Genomic DNA, 19,454 nt, shown 5'->3' on the forward strand with positions numbered 1-19,454 from the left:
GGATTTGTATCATGTTTCGCAAACTTGCTTACGCCGGCGTGGCCAGCCTGTTCGTCGGCACGTCCGCTTTCGCTGATGGGCATTCGAAGGACATCGTCGACACCGCCGTCGGTGCCGGCAGCTTTGAAACCCTGGTCGCCGCCGTTCAGGCCGCTGGTCTGGTGGACACGCTGAAGGGTGAAGGCCCGTTCACTGTGTTCGCCCCCACGGATGAGGCTTTTGCCGCCCTGCCAGAAGGCACTGTGGAAACACTCCTCTTGCCCGAGAACAAGGATCAACTGGTCGCGGTCCTGACCTATCATGTGGTGTCGGGCAAAGTGATGTCGGGTGATCTGTCCGACGACATGACTGCAGCCACGGTTCAAGGTGGAGACATCACCATTGATCTGGACAATGGAGTGATGGTGAATGATGCCAAAGTGGTTCAGGCCGATATCGAAACCTCGAACGGCGTGATCCACGTCATCGACAAGGTTATCCTGCCGGGCTCGTAATCGCCCCAACGCGGCCCGACACATCCAAGGGCCGCGTCTTTACCTCAAAACCGCGCCTGGGTTCATGATCCCCAATGGGTCCAGCGCGGTTTTGATGGCGCGCATCGCCGCCAGCTTTGTCGAGTCCCCGTATCTCTCAAGGTCACCGGATTTAAGGCGACCCACCCCGTGCTCGGCACTGACAGACCCGTCAAACGCGTGGACTAGGTCATGCACGGCGTGTTTCACAGCCTGCCTTTGCCCATCGAAATCGGACCGGTTACGACCCAGCGGCGGGAACACGTTGTAGTGCAGATTGCCGTCCCCCAGATGTCCAAAGCAGTTTATGCGGAACGGGCCAAGCGCCGACACCACCTCGGCGCCACGAACAATAAACTCGGGAATCCGCGAGATCGGAATCGAGATATCGTGGCTCGACACCGAACCGATCAGGCGGTTCGCCTCCGGGATGCGTTCACGAACGGCCCAGAGGTCCATGCGCTGCGCCTCGCTCTGCGCGATGACCGCATCGCCAACAAGGCCAGCCTCCTCCGCTGCGGCGTAAATCGTTTCCAGCGCCTCTGACGGTGATTGCCCGGCAAACAGACCCAACTCGATCAGCACGCACCATTCGGGTTGCGTTGCAAAGGGCTGCCGCACTTCAGGCAGCACCTCGGTCAGGAATTGCAGCCCTTGCCGGTGGATCAGTTCAAATGTAGAAATTCCATCCCCCAACTGACCCCGCGCCAGTGCCAGCAACTCGATGGCCGCCTCGGGCGAGGCAACCTGCAGCATCGCAGTCCCCACCGCTTCGGGTCGCGGAAACAGATGCAGCGAGGCCGCCGTGATGACCCCCAACGTGCCCTCGGAGCCGACCAGCAGGTCACGCAAATCGTACCCGGTGTTGTCCTTGCGCAGCCGGCTGAGCCCATGCCAAATCTCTCCGTTCGGCAAAACCGCCTCTAGCCCCAGACACAGATCGCGTGCATTGCCATATCGCAGCACGTTCACTCCACCCGCATTGGTGGCAAGGTTCCCACCGATCCGGCACGACCCCTGCGCCGCCAACGCCAGCGGGAACAGCCGATTGGCCCCCTCAGCAGCGGCCTGCACATCGGCCAGAATCGCGCCGGCCTCGGCGATCAGAATGTTCTCGGTTGGGTAAACCGCGCGGATCGCCGTCATCCGCTCCAGCGAAATCAACAAAGGCGCAGGCCCATCAGGCACAACCTGCCCGCCCACCAGCCCGGTGCCACCGCCATAGGGCACCACCGGCACCCGCGCGTCCGAGGCCAGCCGCACCAGCGCCGACACGTCCTCAACCGTTCGCGGTAGGGCCAGCAACCCTGCGCGCCCGGCAAATCGGCGGCGCGGTTCTTCCAGATAGCGTTCGCTGACAGGTCGCAGGATATCGTCACCAAGATTGGCGCGGATCAGCTTGGCAAGGGTCTCATCGGCAGGATTCAGTGTCATACCTATTCCTTGCCCAAGCGACCCTGTCCCCACAAGCCCTATTCCAATTCAATCAGATAGCGCGGCTCAAGCACCACCACCGTGGGCCGGTCTGGCAGGGTCTTCAAAGAAACAACCAATTCCGACACCCCGTTTCGCTCAACCGGAAAGTCATTGCGTATATCGATCAGGAACCGGTCCAGCGAAAAGCCTGAAAACCAGTGCATCGGTATAATGACCGAGCTCTTCAACCGCTTCAGAACCGCGATCATGTCAGGCAGAGGCATGGTCGTGCCCCCATCCACTGCAGCCATCACCACATCCAGCCGCCCCAGCGCCGCAAACTGCTCATCCGAAGGCACATGATGTAGGTGGCCGAGATGACCAATGCACAGCCCTTCGATCTCGAACACAAAGATCGAATTGCCGCGCTCCTCAACCCCGCCGTAGGCGGATCGAATGTCGGTCGAGACATTGCGCACCAGCATTTCACCCAGATCAAGGTGATGTTCGATCCCCTTCCCAAACTCGCCCCATCCTGGCAGAACATACGGAATGGCCGGATCTGGATGCGCGGTCCAATGGGTGCTGTGAGCGTGGTTCATGGTGACTACATCGGGGATCAGATCGGCGCTGCCAATGAATCCGGTGAAATCCGTCACTGCGTTCAAGCCGCCGCGCGTTTGGATCAGGAACGAGGCATGGGCGATATAACTGATTCGCACCGAAAATTCCGGGATCGGATCTGTCCAGGCCGCCTTGTGAATATACTCGATCCCCGGTGCCGCATCCGCGATGGCAATGCAATGGCTCGGCCGCCGCTCCTGCGCTACGGCCCCGCTCGAAATCACCACCAATACCACAACTATCCAACGCATGCGGGAAGTGTAGCGCAGAACGCACCCAAGTCATGCCCCTAGTTCATCTGGCCAAAAATATCTCGGGGGAGTCGCGGCTTGCCGCGGCGGGGGCAGAGCCCCCTACCCTGCGTCTGTCTTGCCTCGTCGATCCGAACGTAGACTGGCGTACAAAACATGTGTCCGCCAACGCCCGTTGATCTGCAGATAAGACTGCGCCACACCCTCGTATTTGAAACCCGAGCTTTCCAGCAATCCCCGAGAGGGGGTGTTTTCTGGCAAGCAGGCAGCCTCGATCCGGCTCAGGTCCAAACGGGTGAATGCGTAATGAACCACCGCACCAATGGCCTCCCGCATATAGCCGTTGCGCGCAAAGGCCTGACCGGTCCAATACCCCAGCGTACCCGCCTGCGCCGGGCCGCGGCGGATGTTATCCAGCGTGATCGCCCCGACCAAAAGATCATCTGAGCGCCGAAACAGGAACAAGGGGATCGCGGTGCCGCTAGCCACGGACCGCTGCGCCCAGTAGACACGGTTGGTAAAAGATTTTCTAGTCAGGTGATCCTTGGCCCAGACCGGCTCCCACGGGGTCAGATATTCCTTGGATGCACGTCGCAGTGCTGTCCAGTCGTTGAAGTCAGAATGCACCGGCGGGCGCAGGCTGAGGCGCTCGGTTTCGAGTTTCAGCTTGCGTCGGCCCAAAAGCATCACGCGGCGCGCCTCTCCTGCAAATCTGCCAATGATGGCGCCCCTGAAACCGGTCCATATAGCGCCAGCGCCGCCGGAGCCCGAACCGCCATGTTTTCGGCGAAGGCGCGCACGTCTTCGGTGCTGACCGCATCAATCTTGGCAACCGTATCCTCAAGAGACGGCACCCGGCCCCAAATCTGCACCAGACGCGCCAGACGTTCCGCCCGGTTCGACGGGCTTTCCAACCCCATAAGCATTCCCGCTTTCATCTGCGCACGGGCACGCGCGACCTCCTCCGGGCTCATGTCCTCGGCGGCGCGCTTCATCTCGTCGATGGTGATCGTTGCCAATTCACCTACTTGATCAGCCGAAGTCCCGGCGTAGATCGTCGTCGTGCCAGTATCCGCATAAGCCCCGGTTTGCGCAAAGATCGTGTAACAAAGCCCACGCGATTCACGAACCTCCTGGAACAGTCGCGAAGACATCCCCCCGCCCAATGCGGTCGAATAAATCTGCGCGGTATAGATCGCATCATCGCGATAGCCGGGGCTTTCCAACGCCAGCGCGAAATGTGCCTGCTCCAGCTCTTTCTCCTGCCGCGCTTCGCCACCGGTGAATTGCGCCGCTTCGGGGATCAGACCTTTGCGCGGCTGTAGATGGCCAAACATCTCTTCGGCCATTTTCATCAGCGCGTCGTGATCCACAGCGCCTGCGGCCGACAAGATCATCTGTTCCGGCCCGTAATGCTCGGCCACGAAGCCCGACAGGTCCTCGCGCGAGAAAGCACTCACCCGCTCGGTCGGGCCAAGAATGGTGCGGCCCAGCGGCTGGTCGTGATAGCTTTGCTCCTGCAACCAGTCAAAGATCACGTCGTCGGGCGTGTCATAGGCCTGACCGATCTCTTGCAGGATCACGCCGCGTTCAACTTCGATCTCACGCGGATCGAAAATGGGGTTCATGACGATGTCCCCGATCACATCCATCGCCAACGCCACGTCGTCTTTCAAGACGCGTGCATAATAGGCCGTCACCTCGCGCGAAGTGTAGGCATTGATATAGCCGCCTACGTCCTCGATCGCTTCGGCGATTTGCAGGGCGGAACGCCGCTCGGTTCCCTTGAAAGCCATATGCTCAAGGAAATGCGCGATGCCGTTCTGCTCGATCCGTTCATGCCGACCACCGGCGGTCACCCAGATGCCGATGGCCGCAGATTGCAGCCCCGGCATATGTTCACTGACGATACGGAACCCGTTCTTCAGTTGGTCTTGTCTGACAGTCACTCAGCAATATGCCTTTTGATATGATCCTCGATGGCGCCCAGATCATTGGCGATGCGGGTCACCCGTTCCGGACGTTCATACAGATCAGACATGCGGGATGGAAGAGGCGGATGTACGTCGCTCGCCTTCTCGACCGCCGCCGGGAATTTCGCCGGATGCGCAGTGGCCAGCGTGATCATTGGCACATCCGTCGCACGATGATCTTCGGCTACTTTGATGCCCACAGCAGTGTGCGGGCAAACCAGCTCGGCACTATGTGCCAGCGTATGCTCGATCGTTGCCAGCGTTTCGTCTTCAGACACACGGCCCGAGTCGAAATTCTCACGCAGCGCCTCCATTGCCCCTTGGCTGACGTTGAAGCCGCCGGTTTTGAGTTCATCCATCAACTGCGCGACTGCTGCGCCATCCTCGCCATAGGCATAGTACAGCGCGCGTTCAAAGTTCGAGCTGACCTGAATATCCATCGACGGGCTGATCGAAGGGATGGTGTCGCCCTTGAAATACCCCTCACCCGAGAGGCAACGATGCAGGATGTCGTTCTGGTTCGTTGCTACGACCAAACGGTCAATGGGCAGCCCCATACGCTTGGCGATATAACCCGCAAAGATGTCACCGAAGTTGCCGGTGGGAACGGTAAAGCTTACCTTGCGATGCGGTGCGCCCAGGTTGGTCGCCGCCGAGAAATAGTAGACCACCTGCGCCAGAACACGGGCAAAGTTGATCGAGTTCACACCGGCCAGCTTCACCCCATCGCGGAAGTCGAAATCGTTGAACATGTCTTTCACAGCAGCCTGACAATCATCAAAATCGCCATCCACGGCCAGCGCGTGCACGTTGCTGTCAGCTGGCGTCGTCATCTGACGGCGCTGCACCTCGGACACACGACCATGGGGAAACAGGATGAACACGTCCACGGCGTCAAGCCCCCGGAAGGCCTCAATCGCGGCCGAGCCTGTGTCTCCGCTGGTCGCGCCCACGATGGTCACACGTTCACCGCGTCGCTTCAAGGCAACCTGAAACAACTGGCCAATCAGTTGCATAGCAAAGTCTTTGAACGCCAGCGTTGGACCGTGGAACAACTCCAGCAGGAAATGGTTTTCGTTCAGCTGTTTCAGCGGCGCGCGGGCGTCGTGGCCGAAACCTTCATAGGCGCGGGCGATGATCTGTTTGAACTCATCCTCGGCAAACGAGCCGCTAACATAAGGCCACATTACGCGGAATGCGATTTCCTCATAAGGCAAACCAGCCAGCGCCGCGATCTCGTCCTGCGACATCACCGGAATCTCGGCGGGCAGGTACAGGCCGCCGTCACGGGCCAGCCCGGTCAGCATCGCCTCTTCAAATGTCAGTTCGGGCGCTTGCCCGCGGGTCGAGATATATTTCATGTCGCGTCACTCTCAGAATTGGCACGGCTGCGCCACAGGAAGTACCCGGTCATCGCGGCCCAGACCAGAGCCAGACCAAACCAGGTGATTGCATATTGCAGGTGATCGTTTGGAATACCCGCCGTATCTACCGGCAAGGGCGTTATGTTCGGGTCAGTTTGGGAACGGGCGATAAGCAGCACCGGCTCGGCCCCCAAAGCTGCGGCCAGATTGGGCACATCGCGGGCAAACCAGATGTTATCGTCGATATCAGCTTCTGGCGTGTAGCTGTCAATCTCATCAGGCCAGTGCAGATTGCCGGTCACCTCCATCGGTCCGGTCAAACGCCCGGTCGCTTTGGCTGTTGTCGGAACAAAGCCCCGGTCCACCAGGATAGTTCGATTCCCGGTGCTAAACGACTGGACAATCCGATACCCCGCCCCGACCTGTTTGACCGAGACCAGAACGTGAATTTCTCCCGGCTCCATCTCACCCGAGATTGTGACGGGAAGGTATTTATGCGCGCCTTCGGAAACCTGAGGCGGCAAGGTGACGGGTTCGGCTGAGATACGGGCGTCGATCTCGGCCAACACGTCTTGCTTCCACCCCAACCGCTGCACCTGCCAAATGCCTAACGACAGCAGCACGCTCAAACCGGCGAGACCGAAAATCAGCAGGAATAGAATGCGGCGCATGTCAGGGTCGAACCTCGTTGCGGGAACCGGCGTCTTGTTAAGGGGCGTGTGGGCCGAATTGCAACCACACAATTGTATGGGGCGCAATCTTGCGCCCCGAATAGAGAAAAAGCCGCCCCCAAGGGCGGCTTTTGCAATTGAATCACCTGAACGATGTTACATCAGCGGTGCCTGACCCCAGATGTAGACTGCGAAGAACAGGAACAGCCACACAACGTCAACGAAGTGCCAGTACCAAGCAGCAGCCTCGAACCCGACGTGTTTCTCTGGTGTAAAATCACCGCGCAACGCTCGGATCAGACAGACGGTCAGGAAGATCGTTCCGATAATCACATGCGCGCCGTGGAAGCCGGTTGCCATGAAGAAGTTCGAATAGAACTGATCGCCACCGAATTTCCAACCCTCATGGGCCAACAGTTCGTAGTACTCAAAGCCCTGCAACGCGGTGAACGCAATGCCCAGAACGATGCCAATCGCCAGCCCCTGGATCAGCGCTTTGCGGTCATTGTCGTGAACCAGCGCGTGGTGGGCCCAAGTGATCGCACAGCCAGACAGCAGCAGAACCAGCGTGTTGATCAGCGGCAGGTGGAACGGGTCAACCGCGTGAATATCCGGTTGGATGTACTCGGTGCCAGCATAGTCGTACATCGGGTACATGCGATGCTTGAAGAACGACCAGAACCAGGCAAAGAAGAACATCACCTCGGACATCACGAACAGGATGAAACCATAACGCAGGCCGATGCGAACAACTGGCGTGTGATCGCCCGCGCGGCTTTCCGCCACCACTTCGGACCACCAGGCGAACATGGTGTACAAAACGGCCACCAGACCAGCCCAGAACATGAACGGCGTGATACCGTGCATCCATAGGACGGCTCCGAACAGCATCACAAAGCCACCGATCGCACCGATCAGCGGCCAGATCGACGGGGCCAGAATGTGATAATCATGGTTTTTTGCGTGTGCCATCAGCGTCCCTCACCTACAGGCGTTAGTTCGTGTTTGTATCTGCCTGCGTTTCAAGGGCGGCATAGCCCTCGGGCAGGTCAATTTCGTAGAATGTATACGACAGAGTAATCGTATGAACATACTTTGCTTCCAGATCGTCGACCATTTCCGGGTCGACAAAGAAAGTTACCGGCATCTGAACCCGTTCGCCGGGTTGCAACACCTGTTCTTCAAAGCAGAAACAGGCGATTTTCTGGAAATATCCGCCAGCCGAATAAGGCGCGACGTTGTAAGATGCCTGCCCCGCAATTGGTCGGTCGGTCGGGTTGTAAGCTTCATAGAAAGCCAACCCGGTCTCACCAATACGAACCTCCATCTCGCGCTCGACCGGCTTGAATTCCCAAGCCATGTCCTTGGCCTTTGACGCGTCAAAGCGGACTGTCACCTTTTGGTCAAGGATGTCCTCGGGTGCTACTTCGGCCACGCCCGTGGTACCGCCAAAACCAGTGACCCGGCAGAACCAGTCGTAGAACGGCACCGCCGCCCATGCCAAGCTGCCCATTAAGACAACCACGCCAACCGTCTGTGCCACTGTTTTCTGCGGACCGGACAATGCCATCAGTTCTGCACCTCCTGCGTCGGCAGACCCAGGCTAGTACCCGAAACCTTGACGATGGTCAGACCAAAGATGATGACGATGAAGGCTGCCAGCGTCAGGCCAACCCCCAGGTTGCGGCTGAACCGGCGTTGATGCAATTCATGGCTTTTGCGCAGGCTCATGACCAACCTCCCAGCCCATAGGGTTTCAGCAGCGCCTCGGCCAAAATCGCGCCGAAGTGCAGGAACAGGTAGAGCAACGAGAGCTTGAAGAAAGAGCGCTCGACCTTGAAATTATCCGCTTCCGAGTCGTCCTCGGTCCGGCGTGAAATCTGCCAAGCGCCACGCAGGAACAGAGCGTTCATCACCACGGCAACTGTCAGATAGATCGGTCCACCAATACCCGAAAACGCAGTGCCAACTGCCAGCAGTGCCAGCAATCCGGTATAAAACAGTATATGCCAGCGGGTCGCGCGACGACCGTGAGTCACTGTCAGCATTGGCACACCCGCATCGTCGTAGTCCGAGCGCATGAACAGCGCCAGCGCCCAGAAATGCGGCGGGGTCCACATAAAGGTCAGGGCGAACATCAGCCACGGCTCAAGCGTCATCGAGCCTGTGGCAGCCACCCAACCGATCACCGGCGGGAAAGCTCCTGCCGCACCGCCAATCACGATGTTCTGCGGTGTCGAACGCTTCAGCCACATCGTGTAAACAACAACATAGAAAAAGATGGTGAATCCCAGGAAGGCCCCTGCGAACCAGTTGGTCGCCAGCCCCAGCATGATCACCGACAGGCCGGACAGGGCCAGGCCGATGGCCATAGCCTCGCCCTCTTCGACCTTACCGGACGGAATCGGACGCCCCTTGGTGCGTTTCATCACCTTGTCGATATCAGCGTCCCACCACATGTTCAGAGCACCCGACGCTCCGCCACCGATGGCAATGAACAGAATGGCGCAAAAGCCGACAAAGGGATGAACGGGGACCGGCGCGGCCAGCAGACCGACCAGAGCGGTAAAAACGACCAGCGACATCACCCGCGGCTTCAGCAGGGCGAAGTAGTCGCCAAAGCTGGCCTCGTCCGCGCGGGTCTGCGCGGTTACGGTGCTGGCATTGAAGCTTGCGTCGCTCATTTCGGGTCCTTCTGGGGCGAAAGCTGCGCGTTTATCGCGCAGCCTGCATCATGTTTCCGATCGGCCAAAGCCCAGATCAGTTCGAGGCAACCTGATAGGAAGCGGGCAGACCTGCGTATTCGTCGATCGCGCCCTTCAGCCATTCATCATATGCCTCCTCGCTGACCACTTTGACGGTGATCGGCATGTAAGCATGGTCCTTACCGCACAGTTCCGAACACTGACCAAAGTAGATGCCTTCCTTGTCGGCCTGGAACCACAGCTCGGCCAGACGTCCAGGTACACCATCCTGCTTCACGCCAAAGGACGGAATGGTCCACGAGTGGATCACGTCCGAAGCGGTGACCTGCATGACGATAACCTTGCCGACGGGCACGACAACGGCAGTGTCGGTCGCCAGCAGCCACTCGTCTTCGCCGTAACCGGCATCGACCAGCTTGGCGCGCATCGCGTCATCCAGAACGAACGGCGTTACGTCCGCGTCCGCTGGGCGGGCACCCTCGTCCAAGGTCGCTGGGTGACCCAGCAGGTAGCTGTCGAACGCAAAATCATGATCGACATATTCGTAGGTCCAGTACCACTGGTTGCCGACTACCTTGATGACCACGTCACCTTCGGGAATTTCCTGCTGCTTGAACAGAACCGGCAGCGAAAAGGCACCGATAAAGACCAGAATCAGGATCGGACCCAAGGTCCATGCAATCTCAACCGGGGTGTAGTGCGAGAATCGCGCAGGGGTTGGGTTCACACGCTGGTTGTAGCGGACGATGCAGTAAACCAGCAGCGCCGCGACGAACAGGCAGATTACGGTAATGATCACCAGAATCATTCCGTCCAGCCGGTGAATCCCGTCGGCCAGGCTGGTGGCTGCGGGCTGGAATCCTATACCGCCGTCAACCGGTTTACCGATAATCTCAAGCTCCTGAGCCATAGCGGGAAGGCTGGAGAGGGCTGTTGCAAGCCCCGAAAGCATCAAAGCATTCTTCATATTCTGTCCTGATCGTTTGATCTTTGCGTCCCTGGCGAAAAGGTGTGAATCAGTCGCACCTCTCCCGTTGTCTTTGGCCGCGTTAAAAACCATATTCCGGCGGGTAGATAAAGCAAAATGCTTGCGTCAAACAGACGCTATTTTTGATCTGGATCAAACTCGAAAGGTCCCAAGTGATGCCCAACGACCCGTTTCGCCCTTTTGAAAGCGCTCTTCCGCAGGACGAAGCGCTTGAGGTTTTGCAGTCTGCCACCGCTGGGGCCGAAGACGGAGAACTGTTCGTCGAGCGCCGAAAATCCGAGTCTCTGGTCTTTGATGATGGGCGTTTGAAGACTGCGTCCTATGACGCATCCGAGGGGTTTGGCCTGCGCGCTGTACAAGGAGAAGTCGCCGGATACTCTCATTCCACCGATGTCTCGATTCACGCTTTAAAACGGGCAGCCGAAACCGCCAGGCTAGCCGTAGGTGATGGCGGCGGCACGTTGGCCGAGGCGCCCCGCGCCACCAACACGCGGCTATATACGGACGAAGACCCGATCGAATCCGCCAGTTTCCCGGTGAAAATCGAAACTCTACGCGAGATCGACGCCTTCGCTCGCGATTTGGACCCGCGTGTTGTGCAAGTCAGCGCATCGCTCATGGCTGCCGTGCAAGAGGTCGAGATTTTGCGCCCTGATGGCGTTCACGTACGTGATGTCCGGCCTATGACACGCCTGAACATCTCGGTCATCGCGGAACAGAACGGCCGTCGCGAAAGCGGCTCGGCCGGAGGTGGTGGCCGCGTGGGGCTGGATGGGCTGATCGACCCTGCCGACTGGCAGGACAAAGCGCGCGAGGCGCTGCGGATTGCGCTGGTCAATCTGGACGCCATCCCTGCACCTGCTGGGGTTATGGAAGTCGCGCTCGGCCCAGGTTGGCCCGGCATCTTACTGCACGAAGCCATCGGGCACGGGCTGGAAGGTGATTTCAACCGCAAGGGCAGCTCGGCCTTTGCTGGCCTTATGGGGCAGCAGATCGCCTCGAAAGGCGTGACAGTTGTGGATGACGGCACGATTGCCGACCGTCGCGGTTCGATCACCGTGGATGATGAAGGCACACCCAGCTCGCGGACGGTGCTAATCGAGGATGGTATCCTGACCGGATATATGCAGGATCGCCAGAATGCGCGCCTGATGGGTGTTGCCCCCACCGGCAACGGAAGGCGGCAGAGTTATGCTCACAAACCGATGCCACGCATGACCAACACGGTGATGCTGGGCGGAGACGCCGACCCGGCTTCGCTTGTGGCGGATATTAAAGACGGTATCTGGGCCGTCGGCTTTGGCGGCGGACAGGTGGACATCACCAACGGCAAGTTCGTGTTTTCATGCACCGAGGCCTACCGCGTCGAAAACGGCAAGATCGGCGCTCCGGTCAAAGGGGCGACTCTGATCGGGGATGGGCCATCCGCGCTGAACCGTATTCGCGGCTTGGGCAATGACATGGCGCTTGATCCGGGCATGGGGACGTGCGGCAAAGATGGCCAGTGGGTGCCCGTGGGCGTAGGTCAGCCGACAGTTCTGATGGATGGTCTGACCGTTGGCGGATCAGCGGCCTGACGCAGAATCATTGATGGGTAAGGTTAACCCCCTTCCTTGATGAATAGCATTTGTCAGTAGCCCCTCAAGGTTGTCCCCTGAGGGGTTGGGTATATTTTATTGATTTAAATCTAGCAGTTACGAAAGCCCTAGGGCGAGTTCAGGAAAATTATCCGAATAATTTGAATGGATTCACAAGCTGTTAACTCCTGCAGCCGTAAACCAGTTAGGCAATCAGGCGGAGCATCGGATGACCGAAGAGCAGCTTTCTTCCAATCACCCCACACTCCCACCCACCACGGAAGAGGACCGGTTTTCCTGGCTTCGTCTGTTGCGTTCGCGCAAGGTCGGTCCGGCCACGTTTCGCCGACTGCTGCGGGAACATGGCTCGGCGCAGAACGCGTTGGCCGCGCTGCCTGAAATGGCACGCGCTGCCGGAATTGAAGGGTATGAAATTTGCCCGCCCGGCGTGATTGAAGCGGAACTCAAGGCCGCAAAAGCTGCGAATGCGCGGCTTTTGTGTCTTGGGTCCGCTGATTTTCCTGACGCTTTGAATGACCTATCTGACGCCCCGCCATTGCTGTGGGCCATCGGTGACATCTCGGTTCTGCGCAAACCCAGCATTGCCATGGTCGGGGCGCGCAATTGCTCATCATTGGGGGCACGCATGGCACGTGGGCTGACCGCCGATTTGGGCAAACAAGGGTATGTCGTTGTGTCCGGCCTTGCCCGCGGCATCGACACATCGGCGCATATGGCTGCGCTGGGTACCGGCACAGTGGCCGTCATGGCCGGAGGCGTTGACGTTATCTACCCGGCCGAGAACACTGATCTGGCGTGCGACATCATAAAATCGGGCCTGCGCCTTTCGGAACAGCCCATGGGAGTGACCCCGCAGGCGCGTCACTTTCCGCGCCGCAACCGGATCATCTCGGGCCTCGCGCAGGCAGTGGTGGTGGTGGAAGCCGCTGCCAAATCCGGCAGCCTGATCACTGCGCGCGATGCACTGGATCAAGGGCGTGAGGTTTTGGCCGTTCCCGGCCACCCGTTCGATGCTCGCGCGGCAGGCTGCAATCTGTTGATCCGTGACGGTGCCACTTTGGTGCGATCCGCAGAAGACGTGATCGAAGCACTGCCACAGCCGCAAGCAGATCTGTGCGAAGCCTCCTTTCCCGGCGTTGCACCAGAACCTTCACCATCTTGCGCACACCTACATCGCGAAATTCTAGCTCGGCTTGGCCCTTCTCCAATCGCAGAAGATCAACTGATCCGCGACATTGCCGCCACGGCTGGCGAGATTGGTCCAGCACTGGTTGATCTGGAACTGGATGGGCGCATACAACGCCAGCCTGGCGGGTTACTTTCGCTGACAGCGTGACAAAGATTTCGCGGCACGCGCATAAAATTTCTTCGCCTACTGCACTGAATTCACCGCCAAATTCGCGTTTTTAAAGGAACGCATTGACAATTCGCTCTTGCCCTACACATTTTGCACAATCATAGAAGGCGCCCAATTTGTCGAGCGAGGTTTTTCCCTAAATGCCTGTAGTTGTTGTAGAATCCCCTGCCAAGGCCAAGACAATCAATAAATACCTTGGCGCCGACTACACGGTTCTGGCGTCATACGGCCATGTCCGCGATCTGCCCCCCAAGGACGGATCCGTCGACCCCGAGCATGAATTCGAAATGAAATGGGAGGTTGGCAACGATAGCCGCAAGCATGTCAAAGCCATCGCCGACGCTCTGAAAGAAGACAACGCCCTGATCCTCGCTACTGACCCCGATCGCGAAGGCGAGGCGATCAGCTGGCATCTGCAAGAGGCGCTGACCAAGCGCCGCTCGATCAAGAAGGACACGCCTGTCAGCCGCGTGACCTTCAACGCCATCACTAAGGACGCGGTGACCGAGGCGATGCAAAACCCGCGAGAGGTCGATATGCCGCTGGTCGAGGCGTATCTGGCTCGCCGCGCTCTGGATTATCTGGTGGGATTCAACCTGTCGCCCGTTCTGTGGCGCAAACTGCCGGGCGCAAAGTCAGCCGGGCGCGTGCAATCGGTCTGCCTGCGCCTGATCGTTGAACGCGAGATGGAGATCGAGGCCTTTAAACCGGTCGAATATTGGTCGGTCCGTGCGCTGTTCGAAACCCCGCGCGGTCAGACCTATGAGGCGCGTCTGGTCACTCTGGCAGGCAAAAAGCTGGACAAGCACGATCTGTCCAATGTCACGCAAGCCGAACTGGCGGTACAGGCCATCACCAGCCGCGCGCTGAGTGTCACCTCGGTCGAGGCGAAGCCTGCTGCGCGCAACCCCAGCGCGCCGTTCATGACTTCGACCCTGCAGCAGGAAGCCAGCCGCAAGTTCGGCATGGGCGCGCGCCACGCGATGCAGGTGGCGCAGCGGCTATATGAGGCTGGGTACATTACCTATATGCGGACCGACGGCATTGATATGGCACCCGAGGCTGTGGCCGCTACGCGCGATGCAATCGCGGATCGCTATGGCGCTGAATACGTGCCGGACAGCCCGCGTATCTATAAGAACAAGGCCAAGAACGCACAGGAAGCGCACGAATGTATCCGCCCCACGGACATGTCGCGCGATGCCAAGGCGCTGAAGGTGACGGACGAGGATCAGCGCAAGCTGTACGACCTGATCTGGAAACGCACTATCGCCTGCCAGATGGCCGCCGCGCGGCTGGAGCGGACGACGGTCGAGATTGGCAGCGATGATGGCCAGGTTGGTCTGCGCGCTACAGGTCAGGTGGTACTGTTTGATGGCTTCATGCGCGTTTATGAAGAAGGCCGTGATGATGTGGCCGATGATGACGAAAAGCGCCTGCCTCAGATCATGCAGGGCGATCCGGCGCGTTTTGCCAAGACCTCGCTGCGTGAGCAATTTGTCAAAGCAACCGGCGAGTCGGACAAGGCCGCGGTCCTGTCCGACAACGAATCTGTTCTTGCCTTGCAGCACCACACCCAACCGCCCCCGCGTTATACCGAGGCCACTTTGGTCAAGCGGATGGAGGAATTGGGGATCGGTCGCCCGTCGACCTACGCATCTATCGTGACGACGATTCAAGACCGGGAATATGTGCGCAAGGACAAGAACCGGCTGATCCCCGAGGAAAAAGGTCGGATCGTCACCATCTTTCTGCTGAATTTCTTCCGCCAATATGTGGGCTATGAGTTCACCGCCAATCTGGAAGAAGAACTGGATAACGTCAGCGCTGGTGACCGCGACTACAAAGACTTGCTGGGCAAGTTCTGGCGTGATTTCTCCGCGGCGATTGGCGAGACATCTGAACTGCGTATTTCCGAGGTTTTGGACAAACTTGACGAGGCGTTGGCACCCCAGCTTTATCCTCCGCGCGAAGATGGTTCAGACCCACGTATTTGCCCCAAATGCGGAACGGGTCAGCTGCATCTGAAAACCTCGCGCACCGGGGGGTTCGTGGGGTGCGGCAACTATCCTGAATGCACCTATACCCGCCCCATCGCGGGCGAAGGGGCTGAGGGCGACGAACGCCTGCTGGGCGAAGATGCGGGTGATGAGATCTGGCTGAAATCCGGTCGCTTTGGTCCTTATGTCCAGCGTGGAGAGCCCACGCCTGAGAACAAGAAGCCCCCCCGTGCCTCACTGCCCCGTGGCTGGAGCAAGGACGACATGGACCTGGACAAGGCCCTGACATTGCTGTCCCTGCCGCGTCAGATCGGGGAGCATCCCGAAGGCGGCATGATCAGCACTAATTTCGGGCGGTTCGGGCCGTATATCATGCATCAGCTGCCCGAAGAGGCAAAGCCGGTTTATGCCAACCTCAAAGATCCGAATGACGTTTTCGAGATCGGCATGAACCGCGCGGTCGAAATGCTGGCGGAAAAACGCGCCAATCCGGGGCGGCGTGGTCGGGCCGCAGCCAAAGCGCTGAAGGAACTGGGCGAGCATCCCGATGGCGGTGCCATGCAGGTTCTGGACGGGCGTTATGGGCCCTATGTGAAATGGGAAAAAGTCAACGCGACTATTCCCAAAGACATCAAACCCGAGGACGTGACGCAGGAAATGGCCATCGAACTGGTCAATGAACGCGCCGCCAAGAAGGGTACGAAGAAGAAGGCAGCGCCCAAGAAAAAAGCCGCTGCCAAGAAAACCACCAAGAAGGCGGCCACTTAGGTAGAAATACCAACACCTCCTTGGATTCGTTGACTTCCCCGTGACGCGGCGGCACAACCTGCCCATCACCATGTCATTGGGGGAGTTTTCCATGAAGAAAATCTATGCCAATGCCACCGAAGCGCTTGATGGGGTGCTGACGGATGGCATGCTTATTGCCGCGGGCGGTTTCGGCCTGTGCGGCATTCCTGAACTGCTGTTGGATGCGATCAAGGAGTCGGGTGCTCAGGATTTAACCTTTGCTTCGAACAACGCAGGCGTTGATGATTTCGGAATCGGCATCCTGTTGCAAACCAAGCAGGTCAAAAAGATGATCAGCTCATACGTTGGTGAAAACGCAGAGTTTATGCGTCAATACCTGAGCGGTGAGCTTGAGCTGGAATTCAACCCGCAGGGCACTCTGGCCGAGCGTATGCGCGCCGGTGGCGCTGGCATCCCCGGCTTTTACACCAAAACCGGTGTTGGCACCGTGATCGCTGAGGGCAAAGAGCACAAAGAGTTCAAAGGCGAGACCTATATCATGGAAGAAGGCATTTTTGCCGACCTCGCCATCGTGAAAGCGTGGAAAGCCGACGACACCGGCAACCTGATCTTCCGCAAGACCGCCCGCAACTTCAACGTGCCTGCAGCGACCTGCGGTAAGATTTGTGTGGCCGAGGTTGAAGAGATCGTCCCGCGCGGCTCGCTGGACCCGGACGCAATCCATCTGCCGGGAATCTACGTGAATCGCATCATTCAGGGCGATCACGAAAAGCGCATCGAACAGCGCACCACCCGCAAGAAGGAGGACGCATAATGCCCTGGGACCGCAATCAGATGGCCGCGCGCGCGGCGGAAGAGCTGGAAGACGGCATGTATGTGAACCTCGGCATCGGTATTCCGACGCTGGTGGCGAACTATGTGGGCGACAAAGACATCACCTTGCAATCCGAAAACGGCATGCTGGGCATGGGCCCCTTTCCTTTTGAGGGTGAAGAAGACCCCGACTTGATCAACGCTGGCAAGCAAACGATCACCGAACTGTCCCGCACCTCGTATTTCGACAGCGCGACTTCGTTTGCCATGATCCGTGGCGGCAAGATTGCCGCAGCGATTCTGGGCGCGATGGAAGTGGACGAGAAGGGCGATCTGGCCAACTGGATGATTCCCGGCAAGTTGGTCAAAGGCATGGGCGGCGCCATGGATCTGGTTGCAGGCGTGGGCCGCGTGATCGTGGTGATGGATCACACCAACAAACACGGCGACAGCAAAGTGCTGACGGAATGCACTCTGCCTCTGACCGGCAAGGGTGTTGTTGATCGCATCATCACCAACCTTGGGGTGCTGGACGTGGTCGAAGGCGGTCTGAAGATCGTAGAACTGGCCGACGGCGTCAGCGAGGACGAGATGCGGGTTGCGACTCAGGCCAAGATCGTCGACTGATCTGAAGCTGAGAAATAGAAAAGGTCCGCCAGATCTGGCGGGCCTTTTTCAATTCAGGGTCTGGAACACACACCCGTCCGAAATCAACTCGGGCGGCGTTGAGCACAAGGCTTTGGCAATCTGAAAGGCCGCGAGAACTTTGGGCACATAGTCCCGCGTTTCAGCATATGGTGGCACGCCTTCGTGTTTACGCACCGCCCCCTCGCCCGCGTTATACCCGGCTAATACCAAAATCGGGTCATTACCGAACTCTTCCATCAGCCAGTTCAGATATTTCACCCCGCCAGAGATATTCTGAGAGGGTTGGAAACTGTCCTTAACGCCAAAACGACGGGCTGTGGCGGGCATCAATTGCATCAACCCTTGCGCTCCGGCCGAACTGACCGCATCCGCGCGACCAGCGGATTCAACCGAAATCACCGCCAGTACCAGCGCGGGTGAAACATTTGTACCCACCGTCGATCGAAGAATTTCGATCCCCTGCTTTTGCGCAATGTTCTGGAGCGTCTGCAATCGCGGCGATGCTACATTGGTCGCGGCCAATGCGTTCAAAGCAGAGCGCAATCGACCTGCGCCACCATCGGCCAGCGCTGGCGACACCTTGTCCCAAAAGTCCTTGTAAGATCCAACCGGTTTTTTCTGTGGCCCCGAACCGGGAACCCCCGGAGGTGTGACCTTGGTGCGTGCAACGATTTCGGGGATGACGATTTCAGCTCCGGTACTGGGTGCAAAAGGTGCCGCCGCGTGTTCTTCGGGTGAAATCTGGACTGTAACTTTCGGTCTCGATCCCGGCTTGGGGGGTTTCACTCTTTTATATACACCCCTGGGCTCAACCTCATTCGCGACGGCAGGCAATGCCCCTGACATCGACAACGCGACCATAGCTGCGCAGGTCATCGCGACCCGGAATTTCATTTTGCCTGCCTCATGCTTTTTCTTTTGTACGATTTGAAACGTAAAAACTCTCACAAAGCCAGAAAAACACGACTAATTGGGGCAATTTCGCCTCATTTGGCGCAATATTACACCGACAATAGTAGGAGATTTCATCCCTCAAATATTTTTATCTTTATGTTTTCAATACCTTAGATGAATTCTTAGTAAAAAGTTAAGCGAAAACGGAAAAAAACTGTGTTTGGCCCAAATCCTGCCACGCCTGACGGGCAATCATAGTGCCATACCGAGACGGTCGGGAGCGAACTGAGAGAGAAAGCTCTGTAGCACGCCGAGGTTTAATTAACATTTGATCCTTTAGGAGGGACGTAACATGATCAAGTTCATCAAGAACTTCCGCAAAGACGAAGACGGCGCCGTAACAGTTGACTGGGTTGTTCTGACCGCAGCTATCGTTGGCCTGGCCGCAGTTGCATACACATCGATCGGCACCGGCACCTCGGCCGTGTCCACCGAAGTTGGCGCTGCTCTGACTGGCGTTTCGACCGCCACTCAAGACCCGGACGTAAACTTCAGCGAATAATTACTTCATTCCAGAATTTCCTTGGTGGGGCCATGCTTCTTTCGGCTTGGCCCCTCCTTTTTTTCCAATACTCTAACTTTGGCACTCCCATGTTGAAAAGAATCGCAAAATTCTCAGAACAGGAAGATGGGGCTGTAACAGTTGATTGGGTCGTCCTGACCGCGGCGATTGTAGGTATGGGTGTTTTTATCGGCCTTTACATCGCGCAACCAGTCAGAGACGTGGATGCCAGTAATGGCCGGGCACTGACCAGCGTCGCAACCCAAACAAGCGTTCAAGAAATCACAGTTAATTTCAGCGCCCCTGATTCCTGAGGCGCTAGATGAAT

General features: G+C 58.1%; 20 protein-coding genes. 8 read left to right on the forward strand and 12 right to left on the reverse strand.

The window, feature by feature from the left end; genetic code table 11:
* Positions 1–11: 11 nt before the first annotated feature.
* Complete coding sequence (locus GOW93_RS13275; RefSeq protein ID WP_170384943.1) at positions 12–494, forward strand: fasciclin domain-containing protein; 483 nt, start codon at positions 12–14, stop codon at positions 492–494.
* A gap of 39 nt (positions 495–533) precedes the next feature.
* On the opposite strand, the gene GOW93_RS13280 is transcribed toward GOW93_RS13275, so the two are convergent.
* The 11 genes from GOW93_RS13280 to coxB form a co-directional block, all read right to left on the reverse strand.
* Positions 534–1,946: an FAD-binding oxidoreductase gene (locus GOW93_RS13280; protein ID WP_170384946.1), complete on the reverse strand. Its 1,413-nt coding sequence runs from the start codon at positions 1,944–1,946 to the stop codon at positions 534–536.
* A 38-nt stretch (positions 1,947–1,984) separates the two neighbouring features.
* Positions 1,985–2,803 carry an MBL fold metallo-hydrolase gene (locus GOW93_RS13285; protein WP_170384949.1) on the reverse strand — a complete coding sequence of 273 codons (819 nt, stop codon included), beginning with the start codon at positions 2,801–2,803 and terminating at the stop codon, positions 1,985–1,987.
* A gap of 102 nt (positions 2,804–2,905) precedes the next feature.
* On the reverse strand, positions 2,906–3,490 hold the full coding sequence (locus GOW93_RS13290) for a GNAT family N-acetyltransferase (protein ID WP_170385421.1): 585 nt from the start codon (positions 3,488–3,490) through the stop codon (positions 2,906–2,908).
* Positions 3,490–4,752 (reverse strand): M16 family metallopeptidase, encoded by a 1,263-nt coding sequence (locus GOW93_RS13295; protein WP_170384952.1) that lies wholly within the window; start codon positions 4,750–4,752, stop codon positions 3,490–3,492. Before GOW93_RS13295 ends, GOW93_RS13290 begins: the two co-directional genes overlap by 1 nt.
* On the reverse strand, positions 4,749–6,137 hold the full coding sequence (gene thrC, locus GOW93_RS13300; RefSeq protein WP_170384955.1) for a threonine synthase: 1,389 nt from the start codon (positions 6,135–6,137) through the stop codon (positions 4,749–4,751). The genes GOW93_RS13295 and thrC overlap by 4 nt, the downstream gene beginning before the upstream one ends.
* On the reverse strand, positions 6,134–6,811 hold the full coding sequence (locus tag GOW93_RS13305; RefSeq protein WP_170384957.1) for an SURF1 family protein: 678 nt from the start codon (positions 6,809–6,811) through the stop codon (positions 6,134–6,136). Before GOW93_RS13305 ends, thrC begins: the two co-directional genes overlap by 4 nt.
* 156 nt (positions 6,812–6,967) lie before the next feature.
* The gene (locus tag GOW93_RS13310) at positions 6,968–7,783 is read right to left on the reverse strand and encodes a cytochrome c oxidase subunit 3 (RefSeq protein WP_170384960.1); all 816 of its coding nucleotides are present in this window, start codon (positions 7,781–7,783) and stop codon (positions 6,968–6,970) included.
* Positions 7,784–7,805: 22 nt separating this feature from the next.
* Positions 7,806–8,381 (reverse strand): cytochrome c oxidase assembly protein, encoded by a 576-nt coding sequence (locus tag GOW93_RS13315; RefSeq protein WP_170384963.1) that lies wholly within the window; start codon positions 8,379–8,381, stop codon positions 7,806–7,808.
* Entirely contained in the window at positions 8,381–8,542 is a 162-nt protein-coding gene (locus GOW93_RS13320) for a hypothetical protein (RefSeq protein WP_169794857.1), read from the reverse strand. Before GOW93_RS13320 ends, GOW93_RS13315 begins: the two co-directional genes overlap by 1 nt.
* The gene (gene cyoE, locus GOW93_RS13325) at positions 8,539–9,495 is read right to left on the reverse strand and encodes a heme o synthase (protein WP_170384966.1); all 957 of its coding nucleotides are present in this window, start codon (positions 9,493–9,495) and stop codon (positions 8,539–8,541) included. The genes GOW93_RS13320 and cyoE overlap by 4 nt, the downstream gene beginning before the upstream one ends.
* A 76-nt stretch (positions 9,496–9,571) precedes the next feature.
* Complete coding sequence (gene coxB / locus GOW93_RS13330; RefSeq protein ID WP_170384969.1) at positions 9,572–10,483, reverse strand: cytochrome c oxidase subunit II; 912 nt, start codon at positions 10,481–10,483, stop codon at positions 9,572–9,574.
* Between the two features lie 176 nt (positions 10,484–10,659).
* On the opposite strand from coxB, the gene tldD reads away from it, so the two are divergent.
* The 5 genes from tldD (at position 10,660) to GOW93_RS13355 (ending at position 17,649) form a co-directional block, all read left to right on the forward strand.
* Complete coding sequence (gene tldD / locus GOW93_RS13335; protein WP_170384972.1) at positions 10,660–12,081, forward strand: metalloprotease TldD; 1,422 nt, start codon at positions 10,660–10,662, stop codon at positions 12,079–12,081.
* 229 nt (positions 12,082–12,310) lie between these two features.
* On the forward strand, positions 12,311–13,438 hold the full coding sequence (gene dprA / locus GOW93_RS13340) for a DNA-processing protein DprA (protein ID WP_170384975.1): 1,128 nt from the start codon (positions 12,311–12,313) through the stop codon (positions 13,436–13,438).
* Positions 13,439–13,599: 161 nt separating this feature from the next.
* Entirely contained in the window at positions 13,600–16,227 is a 2,628-nt protein-coding gene (topA, locus tag GOW93_RS13345; protein WP_170384977.1) for a type I DNA topoisomerase, read from the forward strand.
* 91 nt (positions 16,228–16,318) lie between these two features.
* Entirely contained in the window at positions 16,319–17,023 is a 705-nt protein-coding gene (locus GOW93_RS13350; RefSeq protein ID WP_170384980.1) for a CoA transferase subunit A, read from the forward strand.
* A complete protein-coding gene (locus GOW93_RS13355; protein ID WP_170384983.1) occupies positions 17,023–17,649 on the forward strand; it encodes a 3-oxoacid CoA-transferase subunit B in 627 nt (208 codons plus the stop codon). Before GOW93_RS13350 ends, GOW93_RS13355 begins: the two co-directional genes overlap by 1 nt.
* Before the next feature lie 48 nt (positions 17,650–17,697).
* Here GOW93_RS13355 and GOW93_RS13360 read toward each other — a convergent pair whose 3' ends face one another.
* Positions 17,698–18,564 carry a lytic transglycosylase domain-containing protein gene (locus GOW93_RS13360; protein WP_170384985.1) on the reverse strand — a complete coding sequence of 289 codons (867 nt, stop codon included), beginning with the start codon at positions 18,562–18,564 and terminating at the stop codon, positions 17,698–17,700.
* Positions 18,565–18,916: 352 nt separating this feature from the next.
* Here GOW93_RS13360 and GOW93_RS13365 point away from each other — a divergent pair, with 352 nt between their 5' ends.
* Both GOW93_RS13365 and GOW93_RS13370 read left to right on the forward strand, forming a co-directional pair.
* Positions 18,917–19,126 carry a Flp family type IVb pilin gene (locus tag GOW93_RS13365; protein ID WP_170384988.1) on the forward strand — a complete coding sequence of 70 codons (210 nt, stop codon included), beginning with the start codon at positions 18,917–18,919 and terminating at the stop codon, positions 19,124–19,126.
* A gap of 89 nt (positions 19,127–19,215) precedes the next feature.
* Positions 19,216–19,440 (forward strand): hypothetical protein, encoded by a 225-nt coding sequence (locus GOW93_RS13370; protein ID WP_170384991.1) that lies wholly within the window; start codon positions 19,216–19,218, stop codon positions 19,438–19,440.
* Positions 19,441–19,454: the final 14 nt, after the last annotated feature.

Origin of the sequence: Ruegeria atlantica (assembly GCF_013032455.1) — a bacterium.
Classification (GTDB): Bacteria; Pseudomonadota; Alphaproteobacteria; order Rhodobacterales; family Rhodobacteraceae; genus Ruegeria; species Ruegeria atlantica_B.

Bases quoted from the DNA above. Each gene is read 5' to 3' on its own strand.
- GOW93_RS13275 (WP_170384943.1), top strand. From the start codon at position 12: ATGTTTCGCAAACTTGCTTACGCCGGCGTGGCCAGCCTGTTCGTCGGC.
- GOW93_RS13280 (WP_170384946.1), bottom strand. From the start codon at position 1,946: ATGACACTGAATCCTGCCGATGAGACCCTTGCCAAGCTGATCCGCGCC.
- GOW93_RS13285 (WP_170384949.1), bottom strand. From the start codon at position 2,803: ATGCGTTGGATAGTTGTGGTATTGGTGGTGATTTCGAGCGGGGCCGTA.
- GOW93_RS13290 (WP_170385421.1), bottom strand. From the start codon at position 3,490: ATGCTTTTGGGCCGACGCAAGCTGAAACTCGAAACCGAGCGCCTCAGC.
- thrC (WP_170384955.1), bottom strand. From the start codon at position 6,137: ATGAAATATATCTCGACCCGCGGGCAAGCGCCCGAACTGACATTTGAA.
- GOW93_RS13305 (WP_170384957.1), bottom strand. From the start codon at position 6,811: ATGCGCCGCATTCTATTCCTGCTGATTTTCGGTCTCGCCGGTTTGAGC.
- GOW93_RS13310 (WP_170384960.1), bottom strand. From the start codon at position 7,783: ATGGCACACGCAAAAAACCATGATTATCACATTCTGGCCCCGTCGATC.
- GOW93_RS13315 (WP_170384963.1), bottom strand. From the start codon at position 8,381: ATGGCATTGTCCGGTCCGCAGAAAACAGTGGCACAGACGGTTGGCGTG.
- GOW93_RS13320 (WP_169794857.1), bottom strand. From the start codon at position 8,542: ATGAGCCTGCGCAAAAGCCATGAATTGCATCAACGCCGGTTCAGCCGC.
- cyoE (WP_170384966.1), bottom strand. From the start codon at position 9,495: ATGAGCGACGCAAGCTTCAATGCCAGCACCGTAACCGCGCAGACCCGC.
- coxB (WP_170384969.1), bottom strand. From the start codon at position 10,483: ATGAAGAATGCTTTGATGCTTTCGGGGCTTGCAACAGCCCTCTCCAGC.
- tldD (WP_170384972.1), top strand. From the start codon at position 10,660: ATGCCCAACGACCCGTTTCGCCCTTTTGAAAGCGCTCTTCCGCAGGAC.
- dprA (WP_170384975.1), top strand. From the start codon at position 12,311: ATGACCGAAGAGCAGCTTTCTTCCAATCACCCCACACTCCCACCCACC.
- topA (WP_170384977.1), top strand. From the start codon at position 13,600: ATGCCTGTAGTTGTTGTAGAATCCCCTGCCAAGGCCAAGACAATCAAT.
- GOW93_RS13350 (WP_170384980.1), top strand. From the start codon at position 16,319: ATGAAGAAAATCTATGCCAATGCCACCGAAGCGCTTGATGGGGTGCTG.
- GOW93_RS13355 (WP_170384983.1), top strand. From the start codon at position 17,023: ATGCCCTGGGACCGCAATCAGATGGCCGCGCGCGCGGCGGAAGAGCTG.
- GOW93_RS13360 (WP_170384985.1), bottom strand. From the start codon at position 18,564: ATGAAATTCCGGGTCGCGATGACCTGCGCAGCTATGGTCGCGTTGTCG.
- GOW93_RS13365 (WP_170384988.1), top strand. From the start codon at position 18,917: ATGATCAAGTTCATCAAGAACTTCCGCAAAGACGAAGACGGCGCCGTA.
- GOW93_RS13370 (WP_170384991.1), top strand. From the start codon at position 19,216: ATGTTGAAAAGAATCGCAAAATTCTCAGAACAGGAAGATGGGGCTGTA.